This window comes from Allobosea sp. LC85 (genome assembly GCF_000735605.1).
In the GTDB taxonomy this organism is placed as follows: Bacteria; Pseudomonadota; Alphaproteobacteria; order Rhizobiales; family Beijerinckiaceae; genus Allobosea.
Map to the genome: position 1 here is coordinate 42,613 of NZ_JPKG01000004.1, position 18,919 is coordinate 61,531.

The window sequence follows — 18,919 nt, forward strand, 5'->3', positions numbered from 1 at the left end:
GCGGCGCATGCATGGCAACCGCAAGCTCGCTGGCCCGGGATCCCCTGGATCGTCAGAAGCCACGGAACCCCGAGAGTCCATTCGGTACGAAGCAATCGTCGGCGGCCTCACGATCGGGCTGTTCTTCGGCGCTTTCGGCACATGGGCGGTCACGGCTCCACTCAATGGGGCTGTCATCGCGAATGGGGTCGTCAAGGTCGAAGGCAACCGCAAAAGCGTTCAGCATCTCGACGGCGGTATCGTTCGGGAGCTGCGCGTCAAGGAGGGCGACAGAGTCAAGTTGGCGGATACCCTGATCGTCTTGGACAGGACGCAGGCGCAAACCGAGCATGACGTATTGTCGCAACAATATCTCGTTCTCCGCGCCACCGAAGAGAGATTGAAGGCCGAACTCAATCACGCGCCTGCCATGGATATCCCTGCGGATCTGAAGGGACGAATGGCCGAACAGGATGTGAGCAGCGTGTGGAACGGTCAGGTCCTGCAGTTCGAGAGCCGCCTGGCTGCACTGGAAGGCCAGCGCAGTGTGATCAGGGAGCGGATAGCGCAGCTCGGTCACCAGATCGCAGGAGGAGAGGCGCAAGCCAGGGCGCTCCGCGCTCAACTCATCTCCGTCCAGAAGGAGCTGCAAAGCCTGATTCCGCTCGCCAAGCAGGGATTGATCGCCCAGCCGCGTTTCCTGCAGGTGGAACGCGCCGCTGATGGCCTTGAAGGTCAGATAGCCGAGACGCTGGCGAATATTGCGAGATCGCGGCAAGCGATTGCCGAACAGCGGCAGCAGATAGCACAGCTGACCAACGATCGGCTGGCCGAGGTGACAAGAGAACTGAAGGAATCGCACGCGAAACGGCTCGAGCTCATTCCGAAGATCTTCAATGCTCAAGCTGTGCTGCGTCGTACGGAAATCCAGGCTCCCTATTCCGGACGGATTGTCGGCCTGAATGTCTTTTCAGTCGGCGGCGTCGTCAATCGCGGCGACAAGATCCTGGATATCGTCCCGGAAGAAGAAACCTTGATCGTCGAGGCGCAATTCAGCGTTGAGGATATCAGTGACGTTCGCCTCCAGGCGCGCGCTGAAGTGCATCTGACTGCTTACAAGCAGCGCATCATCCCCATGATACACGGGACGGTGATTCAAATTGGCGCTGATCGCCTGACCGACAGCAAGACAGGCAATCCCTATTATGTTGCGCTGGTACGCGTGGACGAGGCCGAGCTTGCCGACTTGCCAAATATTCAGCTTTACCCTGGCATGCCCGCGACGGTCATGATCCCCACGACAGAGCGCACGGCTTTCGATTATCTCGTCGGGCCGCTCGTGGCCTCGTTCAATCAGTCGTTTCGTCAGCGCTAGCGCATTTTCGAGCGAAGTGGACACCGGTTCGCGTGAAGAAAATGCGATAAAACAAGGAGCTAGAGCATTTCCGCGATTCGGAGAAACACGGAAATGCTCTAGCGCGGGCTCCGGGCGTGAGGGACCTGGCGGGGGCGGCGGCGGTGATCTTGGCCGCAGTCACGCTTGTCGGTTTGACGTAGCGGAACGGACCGTAACGCCTGCGCGGAATCCCGTGCATCACGCAGGGATTGCAGGCGCTTCCTCCTGTGAAACGCTTGTGCCGCGGGTGCGAGGCTTCTGCGCATCGCCAGCCTGCGACGCTCCCGGGCAGGGAACAGAAGGCCATGGGCCGTTTCGACAAAAGCCCTCTGGCCCGCCTTTGTCGCGTGCGGGCTGTAGCATGAACGCAACGTCAGTGGAAAACCCGGCGGCTCATCTTTGGTCGATCTTGCAACCCATGGACGTTTGCAGGAGTGAACTGCAGCTTGTGATTCAGCGTCCAGGCCGAAGCGTTTTGCGAGCAGGAGGCTCGGGTGATGGCGAAGCAAGCGGGCGGGGCGCAGGGTGCTGCACCGGGGGATGCGGGTCGCTCCGAGCATGCCGACAAGACCATCTCTTCGGTGCTGGGAGAAATCGTCTGGTTGATGAGCCAGAGCCCCGAGTACAAGCAATATCTGATCAGCGATCTCGAATGGCTGGTGATGCCGCCGATCCTGCTGCGGCAGTTCCGGCTGTTCTACCATGAGGGCCGACCGGCCGCGGTGGTGCTCTACGCCCGAGTTTCGCCAGAGATCGAGGCACGGCTGGATGCTGGTGCGCCGACGCTGCGGCCGGATGATTGGAAGTCGGGGAATGTAGTGAAGGTCGTGAGGGTAATTGCGCCCTTTGGAGGTGCCGAGGATTTTGGGGAAGAGATGAAGCAAGTTCAAAATTTTTATAAGTAAAAATATAAATGATACTTTCAATTGCACGTAAATTCATCTCGATGCCGCGCAGTTGGCGAAATATTGCGCTAGCCAATCTCTGTTTTGTTTTGGTTGGGTGCGGTGGCCCGAGTTTCACAATCGTCGATACAAATATTTCCGATAGAAAATTTGACAAATATATAGGTTTGTCAACTTGGATCCAAAATAATAAGATTATTGAAGATGGGATAATAAAACACCTTGAGAGTAATGGTTTTGTTGAGTTGCGAGAATTTAAGAGTTATTTGGAGGAATCTGGCGCTATATGTCGTATTGAAGGTAATTTAAGATGTGAATTAAAAAAATATAGGAGATATGTAATATATCCAGATGTTTCAAATGGATCGAAATTCTATAATCAATGGATAATAATCGTCAATATCGATAAAAATAGAAAGATTACTGTTTCAGTATCTCAAGTCGGAATGAATGGTTGAACAATTTAGATCGAACTCTTTCTTATTTTTTGGGGTGGGGGGGCGATGAAGGAGCTGCGCGACATCCAAGGCAAGAGCGCCGAGCTGGTCGAGCGGCGCGTCGCTGCCGAGGATCAGCTGAAGCGCATCGAGATCCGCGCGCCGAGTGCGGGCTTTGTGCATCAGCTCGCCGTCCACACCGTTGGCGGCGTGATCACGCCGGCCGAGCCGGCCATGCTGATCGTCCCGGCCGAGGATGCACTCCAGATCGAGGCGCGGGTCAATCCGCCCGACATCGACCAGATCGCGCTCGGCCAGGCCGCGCAGATCAAGATCCACGCCTTCAACCAGCGCACCACGCCGGAGCTGCAGGGCCAGGTCTCCCGCATCTCGGCCGATACCAGCCGCGACCAGCAGACCGGCGTGACCTTCTACACCATCCGCGTCATGGTCGAGCCCGGCGAACTCGCGCGGCTGGCGCCCCACCGGATCAGCGCCGGCATGCAGGCCGATGTCTTCGTCAGGACCGAGGACCGCACCCCGCTCGAATACATCGTCAAGCCGCTCAAGGATCAGATCGCAAAAGCGTTCAGGGAGAGATGAGCGGAGAGCCATGGCGGCTTGCGCCGTTCGGCGCCCTCCTTTCTCGTCAAGGATCGAGGCTGCGCTCCTCGATCGCTTCATGTTGCCGCGCATCATCCCATGTGCCGGCCTGGCGGCCGCGACCCTCGCCTGCGCGACGGCCTTCATGCCAGCTGTGCGATCGGGGGCTTTCCCTCGTGGCCCGCTTTCGTCCAGATTGGCCGCGTCGCTTGCGAGGTCGAACCGTGGCCCAATTCAACTATCCGGCCTGGAACCTGATCCAGCTCGCCCGCGAGAGTGAAAAGCCGCTCTACGAGCAGATCTTCGCCCAGTTCCGCGACAGCATCATGGAAGGGCGGCTGGCGCGCGGCACGCGCCTTCCGCCCAGCCGCATGCTGGCCAGGGAGCTCTCGCTCGCCCGCAACACGGTCATCCAATCCTATGACAAGCTGGAGGCCGAAGGCTATGTCAGGCGCATCCGCGGCTCGGGCACCTTCGTGGACAGGGTCCTGCCCGAAGATCATCGCGTTCCGGTTGTCCAGCCCGCGCTCGGCACCGAACGCTCCGTCCCGGCCCTGTCGGCCCGCGCCGGGCGGCTGATCGATCTCGGCCTGCCGCCGGAGCGCTCCGAGACGCTCGATCTCAGCCCGGGCGTCCCGGCGCTGGACGAATTCCCCTACGAGGTCTTCGGCCAGATCGCCGCACGGCACTGGCGCTCCCGGGCGCTGTCGCAGACCGGTTATGGCTCCACCAGTCATGGCTCCACCAGTCATGGCTCAACCAGTCATGGCGCGAGCCTCACCGCCCAGATCGCGACCTATCTCGCCGAGACGCGCGGCGTCACCTGCCAGCCCGGGCAGATCATCGTCGTCGGCAGCACGCTGCAGACTGCCGCGCTCGTCGCCCATGCCCTGCTCGATCCCGGCGACGAGGTCATCGTCGAGGATCCCGGGCATGTCACGCAGCTCGCCACCTTCTCGCTCTGCGGCTTGAAGACGACCGCTGTCCCTGTCGACGCGCAGGGGCTCGATGCCGCGCGCATCCCCCGGGACACCGGCGGTGGCCCGGCAGCAAGACTGATCGTCGTCACGCCCGTGGAGCAGTTCCCCTTTGGCTGCTCGATGCCACTGGCGCGTCGGCGGGCGGTGCTCGACTGGGCTCATGCCCATGGCGCCTGGGTGATGGAGGATGATTTCAACAGCGAGATCCGCTGGTCCGGACAGGCGCAACCGCCGCTCTTCGCCGAGGATCGTCACGGCCGCGTGATCTACACCAGCTCCTTCAACCGTGCGCTCGCTCCTGGCCTGCGCCTGGCCTATCTCGTCGTGCCGCCCGATCTGGTCGAGGCCTTCACGCTGGCCCAGCGGGCGCTGTCGCATTATGCGCCGCAGCCCGATCAGGCGCTCGTCGCCGCCTTCATGCGGGAAGGCCATCTCGCCGCGCATCTGCGCCGGATGCGCGCGATCTATCGCGAACGCTCGCTGCTTCTGGCCGATTGCCTGCAGCAGAGACTGGGCGAGAGCTTCGCCATTCCCCATGTCACCGCCGGCCTGCACATGACGATTCACCCAAACCGGCCGTTCGACGACATCGCCGTCGCCAGCGCGCTGTCCCGGCGGGGTTTCGATTGTCCGCCGCTCTCGCTGTATTGCCAGGGCCCTGTCCGGCACGGCCTCATCCTCGGCTTCGGCAACACGCGCACGGAGAGGATACCGGCGCGCGCCGCGACGGTGGCGGACGTGATCGCGGAGCTGTCCGCACGGCCAGGCGAAGCCCGGGCGGCGCGCTGACACGCAACGGGCGCCGTTGCCGTCAGCACGCTGCCCAGCGCCTGGGCGGCGTCGAGGATTGGACCATGACGAAAGCCGAGAATTGGACCTTGGGTCGCTTGGCGCCGCTTCGCATCATCCAGGCCAGCAGCGGGGTCCCATGAGCGCCGAACCGAACAACGTCCTGGACGTCAAAGGCATTCGCAAGCAGTTCGGGGGGCTCTCCGTCCTGAAGGGGCTGGACCTGACGGCGCGCGCCCATGACGTCATCACGATGATCGGCGCCAGCGGCTCGGGCAAGAGCACCTTCCTGCGCTGCATCAATCTTCTCGAACTGCCCGACGCCGGGACCATCGCCTTCGACGGCGAGATGATCCGGCTGGAACAGGGCAGGGGCGGGGCGCGCCTCGATCGGCGCCAGATCAACCGGATGCGCAGCCGCATCGGCATGGTCTTCCAGAGCTTCAATCTCTGGACCCATCTGACCGTCCTGGAGAATGTCAGCGTCGCCCCGATCAAGGTGCTGGGCTTGGGCCGGCGCGAGGCGACGGAGCGCGCCGAGGCCTATCTCGACAAGGTCGGCCTGATCGACAAGCGCAACGCCTACCCCCAGCACATCTCCGGGGGGCAGCAGCAACGCGTCGGCATCGCCCGGGCCCTCGCCATGGAGCCGGCGCTCCTGCTCTTCGACGAGCCGACTTCGGCGCTCGACCCGGAGCTGGTCGGGGAGGTGCTCGCCGTGATGCGCGCGCTCGCCGCGGAGGGCCGCACGATGATCATCGTCACCCATGAGATGGGCTTTGCCCGCGAGATCTCCGGCGAAGTCCTGTTCCTGCATCAGGGGGTGGTCGAGGAGCGCGGGCCGCCCGAGCAGGTTCTCGGCAACCCGAACTCGGAGCGCTGCCGCGCCTTCCTGCAGCGCGTCCTGTGATCTGGCCATCAATGAAAAGGGGAGTTCCATGCTCAAGCATCTCGTCATCGCGGCCGGCCTCATGGGCGCATTCGCCTCCGGCGCCGCGGCGCGCGACATCAGGATCGGCAGCGAATGCACCTATCCGCCGTTCAATTTCCGTGACGCCAAGGGCGAGCTGCAAGGCTTCGACATCGATGTCGCGCGCGAGATCGGCAAGCGCCTCAATGCCAATCTGATCTTCGTCTGCCAGCAATGGGACGGCATGATCCCGGCCCTGCTGGCGGGCAAGTTCGACCTGCTGCTCGCCAGCATGTCGATCACCGAGGACCGCAAGAAGACGATCGACTTCAGCGTGCCCTACCGCTCCTCCACCGCACGCTTCATCGGGCCGAAGACGCTCAAGGTTTCGCCGGTCGCGGCCGACGGCAAGCCGAACCCGGCCGGCCTTGCCGGCAAGACCGTCGGCATCCAGCGCTCCTCGACCTATGAGCAATACATGACCAAGGAGTTCGCGGGCGCCAAGGTCGCGCAATACGACACCGTCGACAACATGCTGCTCGACCTGCAGTCGAACCGGATCGACCTCGTCTTCGCCGGGCCGATCAAGCTCGATGGCGACTTCCTGCAGAAGCCGCGCGGCGAGAAGTTCAGCTTCATCGGCCCCGAGATCAACGACGTCTCCTATTTCGGCCCGGGCGTCGGTGTCGGCATCCGCAAGGCCGACAGCGCGCTGCGCGACGAGGTCGATGCGGCGCTGACGGCATCGTTCAAGGACGGCTCCTTCAAGGCGATCAATGACCGCTACTGGTCCTTCAGCGTTCTGCCCTGATCGGAACGGGGCAGGGCGGGGCGCGCAGAGCACCCGTCCGCCACCCACCAGCCGGAGGTTGCCAAGATGGATCTGCTGATGGGCTGGGGTGGCCAGGTTGCGCGCGGCGTGGTCACCACCATCGAGGTCGCCCTCGCTTCGCTGCTGCTCGGCTTCCTCTGGGGCGTCCTCGGGGCGCTCGCCCAGCTTTCGCGCTGGTGGCTGGTCCGCAAGCTCGGCTTCTTCTTCACGCTGGTGATGCGCGGAACGCCCGAGCTCTTGATCATCCTGATCGTCTATTTCGGCGGCTCGGTGGCGCTGGGCGGCCTGCCGAAGGCGATGAACTCCGCCGGCGGCTTCGTCGAGATCCCGGCCTTCGCGGCGGGCGTGTTCGCGCTCAGCCTGGTCTTCGGGGGCTATGCGGCGGAGGTCCTGCGCGGCGCCTTCCTGGCGATCCCGAAGGGGCAGATCGAGGCGGCCGAGGCGTTCGGCTTCTCCTGGTGGGATGCGTTCGTGACGATCCGATTGCCCCAGATGTGGCGCTTCGCCTTGCCCGGGCTCGGCAATAACTGGATCTCGCTGATCAAGGATACCTCGCTGGTTTCGGTCGTCGGCCTCGAGGAGGTGATGCGCGTCAGCGCGATAGCGACCTCGGTCACCGGCGAACCCTTCCGGTTCTATCTCGTCGCAGCAGTGATCTTCTACGTCCTGACCACGTCCAACGGCCTGCTGGTCGAGAGGCTGGAACGCCGCGCCTCGCGCGGCGAGCGGGAGCTCGCCCGATGAACACAGCCCTGATGATCGAAAGCATCCCGGCGCTGCTGCGGGGTACCTGGCTGAGCATCCAGCTGCTCTCGGCCTCGCTGCTGTTCGGGCTGCTCCTGGCGGTCCCGCTTGCGATCGCCAGGCTGGAAGCCCCCGGGCCGGTGCGCGCCGCCGTGGCCTTCTACATCTCCTTCTTCAGGGGCACGCCGCTGCTGGTCCAGATCTTCCTGGTCTATTACGGCATCGCGCAGTTCGAATTCGTCCGCGACAGCGCGCTCTGGCCCTCTATCCGCGAGGCCTGGTTCTGCGCGGTCCTGACCTTTTCGCTGCACACGGCCGCCTACACCGCCAACATCCTGCGCGGCGCGATCAGCGCCGTGCCCGCCGGCGAGATCGAGGCCGCACGCGCCTGCGGCATGTCGCTTCCGCTGGCCTACCGCATCATCATCCTGCCCCGCGCCGTCAGGCTGGCGCTGCCGGCCTACACCAACGAGGTCGTCAGCATGCTGAAGGCGACCTCGCTGGCGAGCACGATCACGATCATGGAGCTGACCGGCACCGCGAACACGATCGTCGCCCGTACTTTCGCGCCCTACGAACTCTTCGTGACGGCGGCCGCGATCTATCTCCTCATCACCACCGTCCTGACCGCAGCCCTGCGAACGCTCGAATACCGGCTCGCCAGGCACCAACGCGATCTGCGCCCCTCGGCCGCGATCGTCGGAGACCGACATGTCCAAGCCCGACCTGCCAAAGCCTGACCTGCCTGCGCTCGCCCGCTTCGCCGAACACCTCGCCGACCAGAGCGGCGCGATCATCCGGGAGGCCATCGCGCAGCGACGCAGCTTCGACACCAAATCCGACAGGAGCCCCGTCACGGAGATCGACCGGCGCGTGGAAGCGAGCCTGCGCCGCGCGCTGGAAGCAGCTCATCCCGACCACGGCATCCTTGGCGAGGAATATGCCTCGGTCGGCCTGGAGCGCGATTTCGTCTGGGTGCTCGACCCGATCGACGGCACCAAGGCCTTCATCACCGGCATTCCGACCTTCGGGACCCTGATCGCGCTGGCCTACCGGGGCGTGCCGATCCTCGGCGTCATCGACAACCCGGTGACCCGGGAACGCTGGGTCGGCGTCGATGGAACCCCGACGCGCCGCAATGGCGAGGCCGTCACCTCGCGCAAGGGAACAGCGCTTGGCGATGCGACCCTCGGCAACGGCAACCCGGAGCCTTTCGACGCAAGGGAGCGGGCGGCCTTCGAGAGGCTCAGGGTCGACACCAGATGGTGCGTCTATGGCGGCGGCTGCCATGCCTATGGCCGTGTTGCCGATGGCGCGCTCGACATCAGCATCGACAGTGGGCTCGACGCCTTCGACTACTGCGCCCTTGCGCCGATCGTGCGCAATGCCGGAGGTGCGATCAGCGACTGGGAGGGCAAGCCGCTGACGATCCATTCCGGCCACCGCTGTGTCGCGAGCGGCAGCCCCGAACTTCACGAGAGGGTGCTCGAGCGTCTCAGGCTTCAGTGAGGAAGGCGACTGCCCCCGGCTGCGGCGCCAGCTTCGCGCCAGCCGTCCCACCGCTTCAAACGGCAGCGAGGTTCAGGGCGGCGCGCGCTTCGGCGGGCGTGGCCGGCCGGCGGCCATGGCGGCCGATCAGTTCGACCGCCAGCGCGACCAGCTCGGCATTGCCGCTCGCCAGCCGGTCCTTGTGGATGCGGATATTGTCCTCCAGCCCGGTACGCACGGCATCCGCACCGCGGGCGAGCGCCCAGTCCATCACCCGCATCTGGTCGCGCCCGATGCCGGCTGCCGTCCAGGTCGCGCCGGGAATGACCCGCCTGGTCTCGGCGAGCAGGATGTCGAGCAGCACCTCGTCGGCCGGCATCGCATTCCTGACGCCCATCACGAACTGGATATGCGGGCGTGGGCCGATCAGCCCTTCCTCGATCAGGCGGCGCGCCGCATGAATATGCGAGAGGTCGAAGATCTCGATCTCCGGTGCGATCCGATGCTCCTGCATCCGCGCCGCGAGATCGTTCACCAGGCTCGTCGGGTTCTCGTAGACGATCGTCGGAAAATTCACGGAGCCTGTCGAAAGCGAGGCCATGTCCGGGCGATGAACGAGGCTCAAGCCCCGTGCCGCCGGGTCGCGCCCGCGGCCCCCGGTCGAGAACTGGACGATCATGCCCGGGCAGGCCTGGCGAATGCCGGCCTGCACCTGGGCGAAGCGCTCCGGATCGGATGAGGGGGTCTCGTCGTCATGACGGACATGGATATGGACGAGACTGGCACCCGCCGCGAAGGCGGCGCGGGTCGAGGCGATCTGCTCGGCCGGCAGCACGGGCAGGTTCGGATTGTCCTTCTTGCGCGGCACGGAGCCGGTGATGGCGACCGCCACCACGACGGGGCGAGTGGTCATGGCGTCTGTCATCCCTGGTCGCCGCCGCCGGCCGGAAGCACGGTTCCGTTGACATAGGACGCATCGTCCGACGCCAGGAACAGGATGGCGGCGGCGATCTCGCCGAGCTGTCCGTAGCGGCCGAGATGCGAGGCACTGAGCGTCTGCTCGACGACCTGCTGCATCCACTGCTTGTCCGCCTCGGTCTGCGCGTCGGTTCCCCGCGGAATCCGGCGGGGCGGCGCATCCACGCCACCCGACGCCACGGCGTTGACGCGGATATTCGTGCCCGCGAGCTCGAAGGCGAGCGAGGCGGTCAGAGCATTCACGCCGCCCTTGGCCGCGGAATAGGGAATGCGGTTGATGCCCTTGGTCGCGATCGAGGAGACGTTGACGATCGCGCCGCGTCCCTGTTCCAGCATGGTAGGCAGCACGGTGCGGCAGCCCCACAGCGTCGGAAACAGGGAACGGCTGATCTCCGCGGCGATCTGGCGTTCGTCGAATTCCTGGAAGGGCCGCATCCAGATCGCGCCGCCGACATTGGTCACCAGCACGTCGATGGCGCCGAAGCTCTCCTTGGCGCGCGCCATCACCCGCTCATTCCCGGCGAAGGTCTCGAGATCCTCCTCGAGCGCGATGACGCGCCCTGGCCCGTAAGCCGAGGCGATCTCCTGCGCGACCTCCTGGATGATGGCCGAGCGGTCGACGATCGTCAGCCTTGCCCCTTCGGCAGCCGCATCCAGCGCCACCTGCTTGCCGACGCCCTGGGCGGCACCAGTGACGACGAGGCTGCGGCCTTCGAACCGGCGGCCGCGCGTGGATGGCTGGGACATGGTTGATCTCCGGGAAAGATGCCGCCGTGAGGCGGGGACTTGACGGCTGCGCCGTCTCCGGTCAGGCGGGCGGCGAAGGCCAGCGGTACCGTTAGTATCGTCCCGTCGCAGCCTGCGACGGGACGTCCTGGCCGCGCGATATAGCCGGGCGCAAGCCCGCGAGGCGAGGGCCTCAGCCGGCGGTGACGTGGGCGCGGCTGACCTGCGTCTGCGGCACGCCCTCGCGCTCCTTCGTCAGCACGATGTCGAAGGTCGTGCGGGCGAACGGGCGGTTCAGCCCGGCATTGCGGATCGCGTCTGCGTCGACGACGCGGTCCAGCGTGACGACGAGCTCGTCGCGGGTGCCGAAGGCGAAGTCCGTGTAGAGATATTTGTCGCCGGTGAAGTTGAACTGCGTCGTCAGCTGGCGGTGGCCCGGCGCCGAAATGAAGTAGTGGACATGGGCCGGGCGTTCCGCATGCCGGCCGAGCGCGGTCATCAGCTGGCGTGTCGCGCTTTCCGGCGGGCAGCCATAGCCGTTCGGCACGATCGTGCGCGCGCGATAGCGGCCCTGCTCATCCGTCTCGATGCGACGGCGCAGGTTATAGGGCGCCTGTTCGCCATCGATGAAGGAATATCCGCCCTTCGAATTGGCGTGCCAGAGGTCGACGATCGCACCAGTGATCGGCTTGCCGTCCTCGTCGGTGACCTGGCCTTCGATGATGAAGATCTCACCCGGGTCGGTGCCGTCATCCATGCGGGCCTCGCCCTTGGAGATGGGCGCGCCGGGCACATAGAGCGGCCCTTCGATGGTGCGCATCGTGCCGCCCTTGAGGCCGGCAAGCCGTTCGGCCTCGTCGAGCCGCAGGTCGAGGAAATGCTCGAGCACGATGCCGGGGACGAGCAGGCCGAGCTCGTCATTCTTCGCGGCCTTGCCGATGAAGGCGACGGCTGCCCAGAATTCATCCATCGAGACGTCGCATTCGTCGATCGCCTGCATGATCCGGTAGAGCAGCTGGGCCGTGACGGCCTTGGTGCGCTGGTCGCCCTTGTCATTGTCCATCCCGGCCGCGCGGGCGGCGAGATCCTTCTTGTCCTCGTCGGAGATCAGGTTGATGGGCATGGCGGTTCCTCGTGTTCTGGTGATTGGCGGCCATTCCAGGGCCGCAGCCGTTGTTTGTCAGCGGTCGTCGTCATGCACGGACGAGGGGTGGCGGCAGAGCGCCGTGACCTTCACGTCCATGTAGGGGAAGAGAGGCAGCTCCGAGAGAATGTCGTGCAGGGCCTGCGGGCTCTCGACATCGAAGATGCTGGTGTTGGCATAGCGTCCGGCATGGCGCCAGAGATGCCGCCAGAGACCGGCCCGCTGCAACTCCTGCGCACGCTTGCGCTCGCTCGCCTTCAGCGCGGTCGCCGTCTCGACCGGCAGGTCGGGCGGGATCCGGACATCCATTTCAACCTGGAACAGCATGATTTTCAGAATCCCGTCTTGGCGCGTGGCAGCACATGGACCGAGCGCTCGGTGCGATCGCGCCGGAAGCGGCTCAGTTGTGCTTCGGAGACTGTCACGCCGAGCCCCGGTGCCGTCGGCACGGTGAGGCCGAAATCGGCATAATCGAGTGGCGTCTCGAGGATCTCCTCGGTCAGCAGCAGCGGGCCGAACAGCTCCGTGCCCCATTCCAGCTTGCCGATGGTCGAGAAGAGATGGGCCGAGGCCGCGGTGCCGATGCCGCCTTCCAGCATCGTCCCGCCATAGAGCCCGATGCCGGCGGCTTCCGCGATCGCTGCCACCTTGCCCGCGGCGAAGAGCCCACCGGATTGCTCGATCTTCAGCGCGAAGACATCGGCGCCCGCGAGGGCAGCGATGGCGAAGGCGGTCTCCGGACCGTTCAGCGCCTCGTCCGCCATGATCGCGACCGGCGTCTCGCGGGCCAGCCGGGCGAGCGCGCCGAGATTGCGGAATGCCACGGGTTGTTCGATGAGCTCGACACCCGCAGCCGCGAGCGCCGGCAGCATCGCCGACGCCGTCGCTTCCGACCAGGCCTGGTTGATGTCGACCCGCACCGAGGCGCGGTCGCCGAGCGCGCGCTTGATCGCAGCCACATGCGCGACATTGGCGCCGGGGTCGCCCTTGCCGATCTTGAGCTTGAAGATGTTGTGGCGGCGGAGCGCCAGCATCTCTTCGGCTTCCGCGATGTCGCGCGCGGTATCGCCGCTCGCCAGCGTCCAGGCCACCGGCAGCCGATCATGCTGGCGGCCGCCGAGCAGTTCGGAGATCGGCAGTCCGACACGCTGCCCGAGTGCATCGAGCAGGGCCGTCTCGACCGCGCATTTGGCGAAATGATTGCCCTGGACCGACATGGCGATCGTCGCCATCGTCCGGGCGATGCGGTTCGGGTCGCCGGCGAGCAGGATCGGCGCGAGATAGGTATCGATCGCGAGCTTCATGCCCTCCGGGCTCTCGGGACCATAGGCCAGCCCGCCGATCGTGGTGCCTTCGCCGGTCCCGACCAGGCCGTCCGACATATGCAGCCGCACGATCATCACTGTCTGGCGATGCATCGTCGTCATCGCCAGCTGGTGCGGGCGGATGGTCGGCAGATCGACCAGAATCGTCTCGACCTGTTGAATCCGCGGACCTTCAGACACGTTTCGCTCCCATATTCATTGAAGCAAAGGCTAGGACGCGCCTTTCCCGGGGAACAGGATCGATTGGGTGTATTTTGATACCCGAAGGGTATGGAACCCGGTGACGGGCAGCCCTCCGCCAGTGGCTCGCATCAGCCACAAAAGGGGACGCGGCCGGCCTCTCGGCGGTCGCGTCCCCTGGTTGTTCTCGCGGCTTCGCCTAGATCACGCTGCGTTTGGACGATTTCGTCCAAATGCAGAAAACGTGATCGATTATAATAGTTTAGAGCATGCTTTATGCGAAAAAACCGTCACCACTTTTTCGCAGCATGCTCTATGCCGGGCGCAGCTGAATGGGCCTTACCGGGTCGCCGGGGCGGCGGATGCGGGCGGGGGGAAGGCGAGGGCGGCGCCGGCCGCCGGCCGAACCGTCAGCGTCGCCAGGGCCGCGATCACCAGCGGAATGGCGAGCGTCATGAAGTAGCCGGAGGGACCCGCGCCGGTCAGCAGCGTGCCGCCGATCGCGGAGCCGATGATCGCCCCCGAGCGGCCGACGCCGATGCCCCAGCCCGTGGCGGTTGCGCGCAGCTGGGTCGGGGAGGGGTTCGAGATCAGATAGTTCAGCACGAGCTGCTGGCCGCCGATGCCGAAGCCGGCAAGGGCGATGAGGGAGAAGACCAGCGGCCAGCGATCGCCCGCGAAACCCAGCCCGAGCGCAACCGCGATCCCGACGGCGAACATGCCGATCAGGAGCTTTCGCGGGTCGACCTTCGGCAGGAAGGACGAAAGCGGCAGGGCCATGATGATGAAGGCGGCGTTGACGACGACGGTGCCATAGGCGGCCTGGGCTTTTTCCAGGCCGAGCGTGGTGAGCGCGGTCGGCAGCCAGAGCAGCAGCAGGAACCAGGCGATCCAGTTGAACAGGTAGATGGCGGAGATCGCGATGGTGACGCCGCGATAGCCCGGCTCGAACAGGCCGGCGATCGAGCCGCCATGGACGACCTTGCCGGTGCTGACGAGGCGCATCTGGTCGGGGATCGACTGGCCGGTCATCTGCCGAAGCAGGCGGCGCGCCTCGTCCTGCCTGTCGTTCTGCTTGCGCGAGACGAGATAGGCGGGCGATTCCGGCAGGAGGAAATAGGTGATGACCATCAGCCCGAGCGGCAGGATGCCGCCGACCAGGAAGATCCCGCGCCAGCCCAGGATGGGTAGCCAGCTCGCTGCGATCAGGCCGCCGAGCATGGCCCCGGCCGGCAGGCCGAGCAGCACCCCTGTGATCATCGTGCCGCGCCGGGAGGCGGGGCTGTATTCACCGGCCAGTGCCAGCAGCGAGGGCGTGGCCCCGCCCATGCCGAGGCCGATCAGGAAGCGCAGCACGATGATCTGCGTCGGCGAGGTGGCATAGGCGCCCATCAGGGAGAACACCCCGAACAGGAAGATGGCGATCAGGATCGCCTTGCGCCGGCCATAGCGGTCTCCGAAACTGCCGAGGCCGATCGCGCCGAGCGTCATGCCGATGGTGCTGGCGGTGATGACCCAGGTCAGGTCGGCGGCCTTCATGCCGAAATCCTGCGCGATCGCAGGCCCAATGAAGGCGATGGACTGGGTGTCGAAGCCGTCGAGCAGGGCGATGACGAAGCAGAGGGCGACGACGGCCCATCGGCGGCCCGTCATCGAGCCTGCATCGATGATGTCCTTGATGTCTTGCGTGCCGGTTGGTGGACTGGACATGGGCGCTCCTCAGATTTGTGATTTTTGTGGGTATGAACGGGAGAGATCGCGCCTCAGCTCGGCTGCGACGCGCTCGGCCTGCTCGATTGCGAGCAGGTGGGCGGCAGGCGAGAGCACGACGAGGCGTGAGCCGGCGATGCCCGCTTGCAGGGCTTCAGCCATCGCGACCGGCGTCGCCGGGTCCTCGCGGCCGGCGATCACGGTCGTGGGAGCACTCACCCGCTGCAGTAGCGGGCGCAGATCCATCCGGCCGATCGCCTCGCAGCAGGCGGCGTAGCCGTCCCGGTCGATGGCGGCGAACTCTTCCGCCACCGCGTCAGTGGCGCCGTGATGGGCGTCGCGGAAGCCCGAGGTGAACCAGCGCTCCATCGTGGCCGCGAGAATCGCCTGCGTGCCGTCGCGCCGCACCAGCCCGGCACGCTCCTCCCAGGCCTCGCGCGTCGGCATATAGGCTGTCGTCGCCATCAGGGTGAGGCCGGCAAGACGTGTCGGGTGCCGCGCGGCAAAAGCCTGGCCGATCATCCCGCCAAGCGAGAGGCCGGCGACATGGGCGCGCGTCAGGTCGAGATGGTCGAGCAGGGCGACAAGATCATCGGCAAGATCGGCGATCTCGAAGGGCGAGGGGTCGTGGTTCGAGCCGCCATGGCCGCGGGTGTCGTAACGCACGCAGCGATATTCAGCGGAGAGTTCGCTGGCGATGGCGTCCCACATTCGATGCGTGGTGCCGAGCGAATTGGAGAAGACGAGCACCGGCGCAGAGCCCGGCCCCGTGACCGTGTAGAACAGGCGCAGGCCCGGTCCGGTTTCGAGATAGGGCATGATCAGGCCCGCCGGCTTCGGCGACGGCGTCCGAACAGGGGCGTCGACGACGTGCTTTTCGCAAGCCGCGCTGGCGCGGGCCGCAACGGTTCGATCTCAGACATGGCTCTCCGGCGGCTCTGACGGCCAGCTCGGTTCGCGGCGGAGCGTCATTCTCCTGCGCGAACGCTTCTTCCCTGCTTGTCAGGCTAGGCAGGCATGACGCCGCTGGACAGGATCGTTTTGGTGTAAATTAATACCCTTACGGTATGGAAGCCGCTTCCCTGCCGATGCGGCGCGGAGCCGGGGCATTCGCCCGCGAGGATGTGACGACCGCCACGATGGCGGTCTCCGGGATGCGGCCGCCTGCATCGATCGGAGAGCGGGAGGAGCAGGCAGCGATGGATCTGCGTCATCTGCGCTATTTCACGACCGTCGCCGCCGAAGGCTCGTTCAGCCGCGCGGCCGAGAAGCTCCATATCGCCCAGCCGCCGCTGAGCCGGCAGATTCAGCAACTGGAGGAGGAGCTTGGCGTGCGCCTGCTCGATCGTGGCCGGCCGATCACGATGACCGAGGCTGGGCGCTATCTCTTCGAGCAGGGGCAACAGGTGCTGCAGCGCGTCGAGGAGATGAGCGCCATGACGACGCGCATCGGCAAGCGCCTGGTGCTGCAGTTCAATGTCGGCTTCGTCGCCTCGACGCTCTACGACACGCTGCCGCAATTGATCCGCGATTTTCGCATCCTGGTGCCGGATGTGGAGGTGCAGCTCCTCGAGATGACGACGCTGGAGCAGATTTCCGCGTTGAAGGACGGTCGCATCGATGTCGGCTTCGGGCGGCTGCGCTTCGATGACGACATGCTGGTGCGCAAGGTGCTGCGCGAGGAAGGATTATGCGTGGCGGTCGGTTCGACCCATGCGCTGCCGAGAAGCGGCCGGAAGCCGAAGCTGGCGGATCTCGAGGCGGAGCCGCTGATCCTGTATCCGAAGGCGCCCCGGCCGAGCTATGCCGACCAGGTCCTGTCCTTCTATCGCGAGGCCGGGGTCAGGCCGCGCATCGGCATGGAGGTCCGGGACGTGCAGACCGCGCTCGGCCTCGTCGCCTCCGGGGTTGGAATTTGCGTGGTCCCGGCCTCGGTCCGGCGCTTCGGCCGCGACGATGTCCAGTTCCTCGATCTCGATGAAAGGTTCACCAGCCCCATCATCGTCAGCTACCGCCGGAACGACACCTCGGTCCTGCTGCAGCAGATCATCGACCTGGCGGGCTGAGGGACGTCATGACCGCACATTCATGTTGCTTGTCTATCTAAGGAGCCGATCGTTTCTGCCCGCTCATCGCCAGCAGCACGAGCAGGAATGACGCCGCCGTCAGCAAGGTCGAGATCGAGGCTATGGTCGGGTCGATCTCGTCGCGCAGCGCCGTGAACATCCGCTTCGTCAGAGGCTGGTACTGACCGCCTGAAATGAACAGCGCGATGATGGTCTCGTCGATCGCCGAAATGAACGCGAAGATCCCACCGGCGAAGACGCTGGCCTTGATCTGTGGCAGCGTCACCGCGAGGAAGGCGCGCAGGCGGTTCATGCCGAGACTGCGTGCGACCATCTCCTGCGTCGGGTCGAAACTCTGCAGCCCTGCCACGACCGAGGTAATCACAAAGGGCAGGCCGAGCATGACGTTTGCCAGGACGAGCCCAGTCAATGTCGAGATCAACCCGACCCGGGCGTAGACGAAGAAGATGCCGATCGCGATGATGATGATCGGCACGATCAGCGGCAGCATCAGCATCAGATGCAGAACCCGCATCAACCGGCCGGTGCCGTTGCTGATGGCGTAAGCCGCCGCCACCCCCAGCGGCGTTGCGATCAGCACGGTCAGCACCCCGATCATCAGGCTCATGCGTGTCGCCTGCATCCAGTTCGGGTTGCCGAAATACTCGGCGTACCAGCGCAGGGAGAAGGAGGGCGGCGGAAAGGTGAGGAAGCGCGTGCCGGAGAACGACATCGGCACGATGATCAGCAGCGGCAAGATCAGGTAGATCAAGACCAGCGCTACGAAGGCGCCGAACATGATGCGCGGCAGAAGTGGCTGTTTCATTTCTGCCCCAGCATCTTGTCGAGCGGGATGATCCGCCCGACGGCGATGAAAATCGCCAGCACGCAGACGAGCAGCACGACGCCGACCGCGCTCGCTGCGCCCCACTGGTTGTAGAGTTCCACATTCCGGCTCACGACCATCGAGATCATGATCGTGCGGCCGCCACCCAGCAGTTCGGGCGTGATGTAGAAGCCCAGCGTCAGGACAAAGACGAGTGTCAGCCCGGCGATGACGCCGGGCAACGACAATGGCAGAAAGATGCGCAGGAAGCTGTGAAGCGGCCCACCGCCCAGGCTCGCGCCGGCGAGCATGAGTTCGCGGGGGATTTTCTGCATGGTCGAATAGAGCGGCAGCACCATGAATGGCAGCAGGATATGGACTGTCGCGATCACCGTGCCGAGTTCGTTATGGACCAGCGCGAGCGGCTCGCCGATCAGCCCGAAGCGCTCCAGCACCTGATTGGCGACGCCCGTGCGCTGCAGCAGGACGAGCCAGGCATAGGCGCGCACCAGAACGCTGGTCCAGAACGGCAGGATCACGAAGCTCAGGATCAGCACGTCCCAGGGACGCCTGACATGGGCCGCGGCATAGGCTACGGGATAGCCGAGGATCAGCGTCAGCAGCGTGACCATCAGCGCGATGCGAAAGGTCAGCATGAAGCTGCGCCAGTAGATGTCCTCGCTGAAGATCCGGCGATAGTTCTCCAGCGTGAAGCCGTTGTCATAGAAGGACTGGCCCATCAGCCAGCCCACAGGCAGCACGACGAGCGCCACGATCACGATCACGGCCGGCGAGGCGAGCAGGAGCATCAGCCCCTGTTCGCGGCGCCGGTAGCGGTCGGAAGGGTCGATGGCGCTCATCCTGTCTCTCCCGTCATGCTCGGGCCTGACCCGAGCATCTC

At 65.1% G+C, this 18,919-nt stretch carries 20 protein-coding genes; 11 read left to right on the forward strand and 9 right to left on the reverse strand.

Annotated features, from left to right (window positions below; all coding sequences use genetic code 11):
* The first annotated feature begins 7 nt into the window (after positions 1-7).
* From FG93_RS00205 to FG93_RS00245, 10 genes are all read left to right on the forward strand, one after another.
* Entirely contained in the window at positions 8-1,354 is a 1,347-nt protein-coding gene (locus FG93_RS00205) for an HlyD family type I secretion periplasmic adaptor subunit (protein ID WP_043230465.1), read from the forward strand.
* Positions 1,355-1,872: 518 nt separating this feature from the next.
* A complete protein-coding gene (locus FG93_RS00210) occupies positions 1,873-2,280 on the forward strand; it encodes a toxin-activating lysine-acyltransferase (protein WP_052513092.1) in 408 nt (135 codons plus the stop codon).
* 8 nt (positions 2,281-2,288) lie between these two features.
* Entirely contained in the window at positions 2,289-2,738 is a 450-nt protein-coding gene (locus FG93_RS32180) for a hypothetical protein (protein WP_152579222.1), read from the forward strand.
* A gap of 45 nt (positions 2,739-2,783) precedes the next feature.
* Positions 2,784-3,320, forward strand: coding sequence for an HlyD family efflux transporter periplasmic adaptor subunit (locus tag FG93_RS00215; RefSeq protein WP_043230468.1), 537 nt, complete (start codon positions 2,784-2,786; stop codon positions 3,318-3,320).
* Between the two features lie 224 nt (positions 3,321-3,544).
* Positions 3,545-5,089, forward strand: a complete 1,545-nt coding sequence (locus tag FG93_RS00220) for a PLP-dependent aminotransferase family protein (protein ID WP_052513094.1) — start codon at positions 3,545-3,547, stop codon at positions 5,087-5,089.
* Between the two features lie 139 nt (positions 5,090-5,228).
* Positions 5,229-5,999 carry an ABC transporter ATP-binding protein gene (locus FG93_RS00225; RefSeq protein WP_043230470.1) on the forward strand — a complete coding sequence of 257 codons (771 nt, stop codon included), beginning with the start codon at positions 5,229-5,231 and terminating at the stop codon, positions 5,997-5,999.
* A 28-nt stretch (positions 6,000-6,027) separates the two neighbouring features.
* Positions 6,028-6,810, forward strand: coding sequence for a transporter substrate-binding domain-containing protein (locus tag FG93_RS00230; RefSeq protein ID WP_043230472.1), 783 nt, complete (start codon positions 6,028-6,030; stop codon positions 6,808-6,810).
* Positions 6,811-6,876: 66 nt separating this feature from the next.
* The gene (locus tag FG93_RS00235) at positions 6,877-7,575 is read left to right on the forward strand and encodes an ABC transporter permease (RefSeq protein ID WP_043230475.1); all 699 of its coding nucleotides are present in this window, start codon (positions 6,877-6,879) and stop codon (positions 7,573-7,575) included.
* Positions 7,572-8,315, forward strand: coding sequence for an ABC transporter permease (locus FG93_RS00240; RefSeq protein ID WP_052513096.1), 744 nt, complete (start codon positions 7,572-7,574; stop codon positions 8,313-8,315). The genes FG93_RS00235 and FG93_RS00240 overlap by 4 nt, the downstream gene beginning before the upstream one ends.
* A complete protein-coding gene (locus tag FG93_RS00245) occupies positions 8,287-9,084 on the forward strand; it encodes an inositol monophosphatase family protein (RefSeq protein ID WP_052513098.1) in 798 nt (265 codons plus the stop codon). Before FG93_RS00240 ends, FG93_RS00245 begins: the two co-directional genes overlap by 29 nt.
* Before the next feature lie 55 nt (positions 9,085-9,139).
* Here the strand turns inward: FG93_RS00245 and FG93_RS00250 are convergent, their stop codons facing one another.
* The 7 genes from FG93_RS00250 to pcaD all read right to left on the reverse strand — a co-directional run bounded on the left by FG93_RS00250 (position 9,140) and on the right by pcaD (position 15,945).
* Complete coding sequence (locus FG93_RS00250) at positions 9,140-9,976, reverse strand: 3-keto-5-aminohexanoate cleavage protein (RefSeq protein WP_152579223.1); 837 nt, start codon at positions 9,974-9,976, stop codon at positions 9,140-9,142.
* 8 nt (positions 9,977-9,984) lie between these two features.
* A complete protein-coding gene (benD, locus tag FG93_RS00255; protein ID WP_043230482.1) occupies positions 9,985-10,788 on the reverse strand; it encodes a benzoate diol dehydrogenase BenD in 804 nt (267 codons plus the stop codon).
* Between the two features lie 172 nt (positions 10,789-10,960).
* Positions 10,961-11,890 (reverse strand): dioxygenase, encoded by a 930-nt coding sequence (locus FG93_RS00260; protein WP_043230484.1) that lies wholly within the window; start codon positions 11,888-11,890, stop codon positions 10,961-10,963.
* 57 nt (positions 11,891-11,947) lie between these two features.
* Entirely contained in the window at positions 11,948-12,238 is a 291-nt protein-coding gene (catC, locus tag FG93_RS00265) for a muconolactone Delta-isomerase (protein ID WP_043230486.1), read from the reverse strand.
* A 5-nt stretch (positions 12,239-12,243) separates the two neighbouring features.
* Positions 12,244-13,416 carry a muconate/chloromuconate family cycloisomerase gene (locus FG93_RS00270; RefSeq protein WP_200878045.1) on the reverse strand — a complete coding sequence of 391 codons (1,173 nt, stop codon included), beginning with the start codon at positions 13,414-13,416 and terminating at the stop codon, positions 12,244-12,246.
* A gap of 339 nt (positions 13,417-13,755) precedes the next feature.
* Positions 13,756-15,126 (reverse strand): MFS transporter, encoded by a 1,371-nt coding sequence (locus FG93_RS00275; RefSeq protein WP_200878046.1) that lies wholly within the window; start codon positions 15,124-15,126, stop codon positions 13,756-13,758.
* 9 nt (positions 15,127-15,135) lie between these two features.
* The gene (gene pcaD, locus FG93_RS00280) at positions 15,136-15,945 is read right to left on the reverse strand and encodes a 3-oxoadipate enol-lactonase (RefSeq protein WP_043230489.1); all 810 of its coding nucleotides are present in this window, start codon (positions 15,943-15,945) and stop codon (positions 15,136-15,138) included.
* Positions 15,946-16,325: 380 nt separating this feature from the next.
* On the opposite strand from pcaD, the gene FG93_RS00285 reads away from it, so the two are divergent.
* Positions 16,326-17,192, forward strand: a complete 867-nt coding sequence (locus FG93_RS00285; protein ID WP_043230798.1) for a LysR family transcriptional regulator — start codon at positions 16,326-16,328, stop codon at positions 17,190-17,192.
* 37 nt (positions 17,193-17,229) lie between these two features.
* Here FG93_RS00285 and FG93_RS00290 read toward each other — a convergent pair whose 3' ends face one another.
* Both FG93_RS00290 and FG93_RS00295 read right to left on the reverse strand, forming a co-directional pair.
* Positions 17,230-18,018: an ABC transporter permease gene (locus FG93_RS00290; protein WP_052513100.1), complete on the reverse strand. Its 789-nt coding sequence runs from the start codon at positions 18,016-18,018 to the stop codon at positions 17,230-17,232.
* The gene (locus FG93_RS00295) at positions 18,015-18,878 is read right to left on the reverse strand and encodes an ABC transporter permease (RefSeq protein ID WP_244448449.1); all 864 of its coding nucleotides are present in this window, start codon (positions 18,876-18,878) and stop codon (positions 18,015-18,017) included. The genes FG93_RS00290 and FG93_RS00295 overlap by 4 nt, the downstream gene beginning before the upstream one ends.
* Positions 18,879-18,919: the final 41 nt, after the last annotated feature.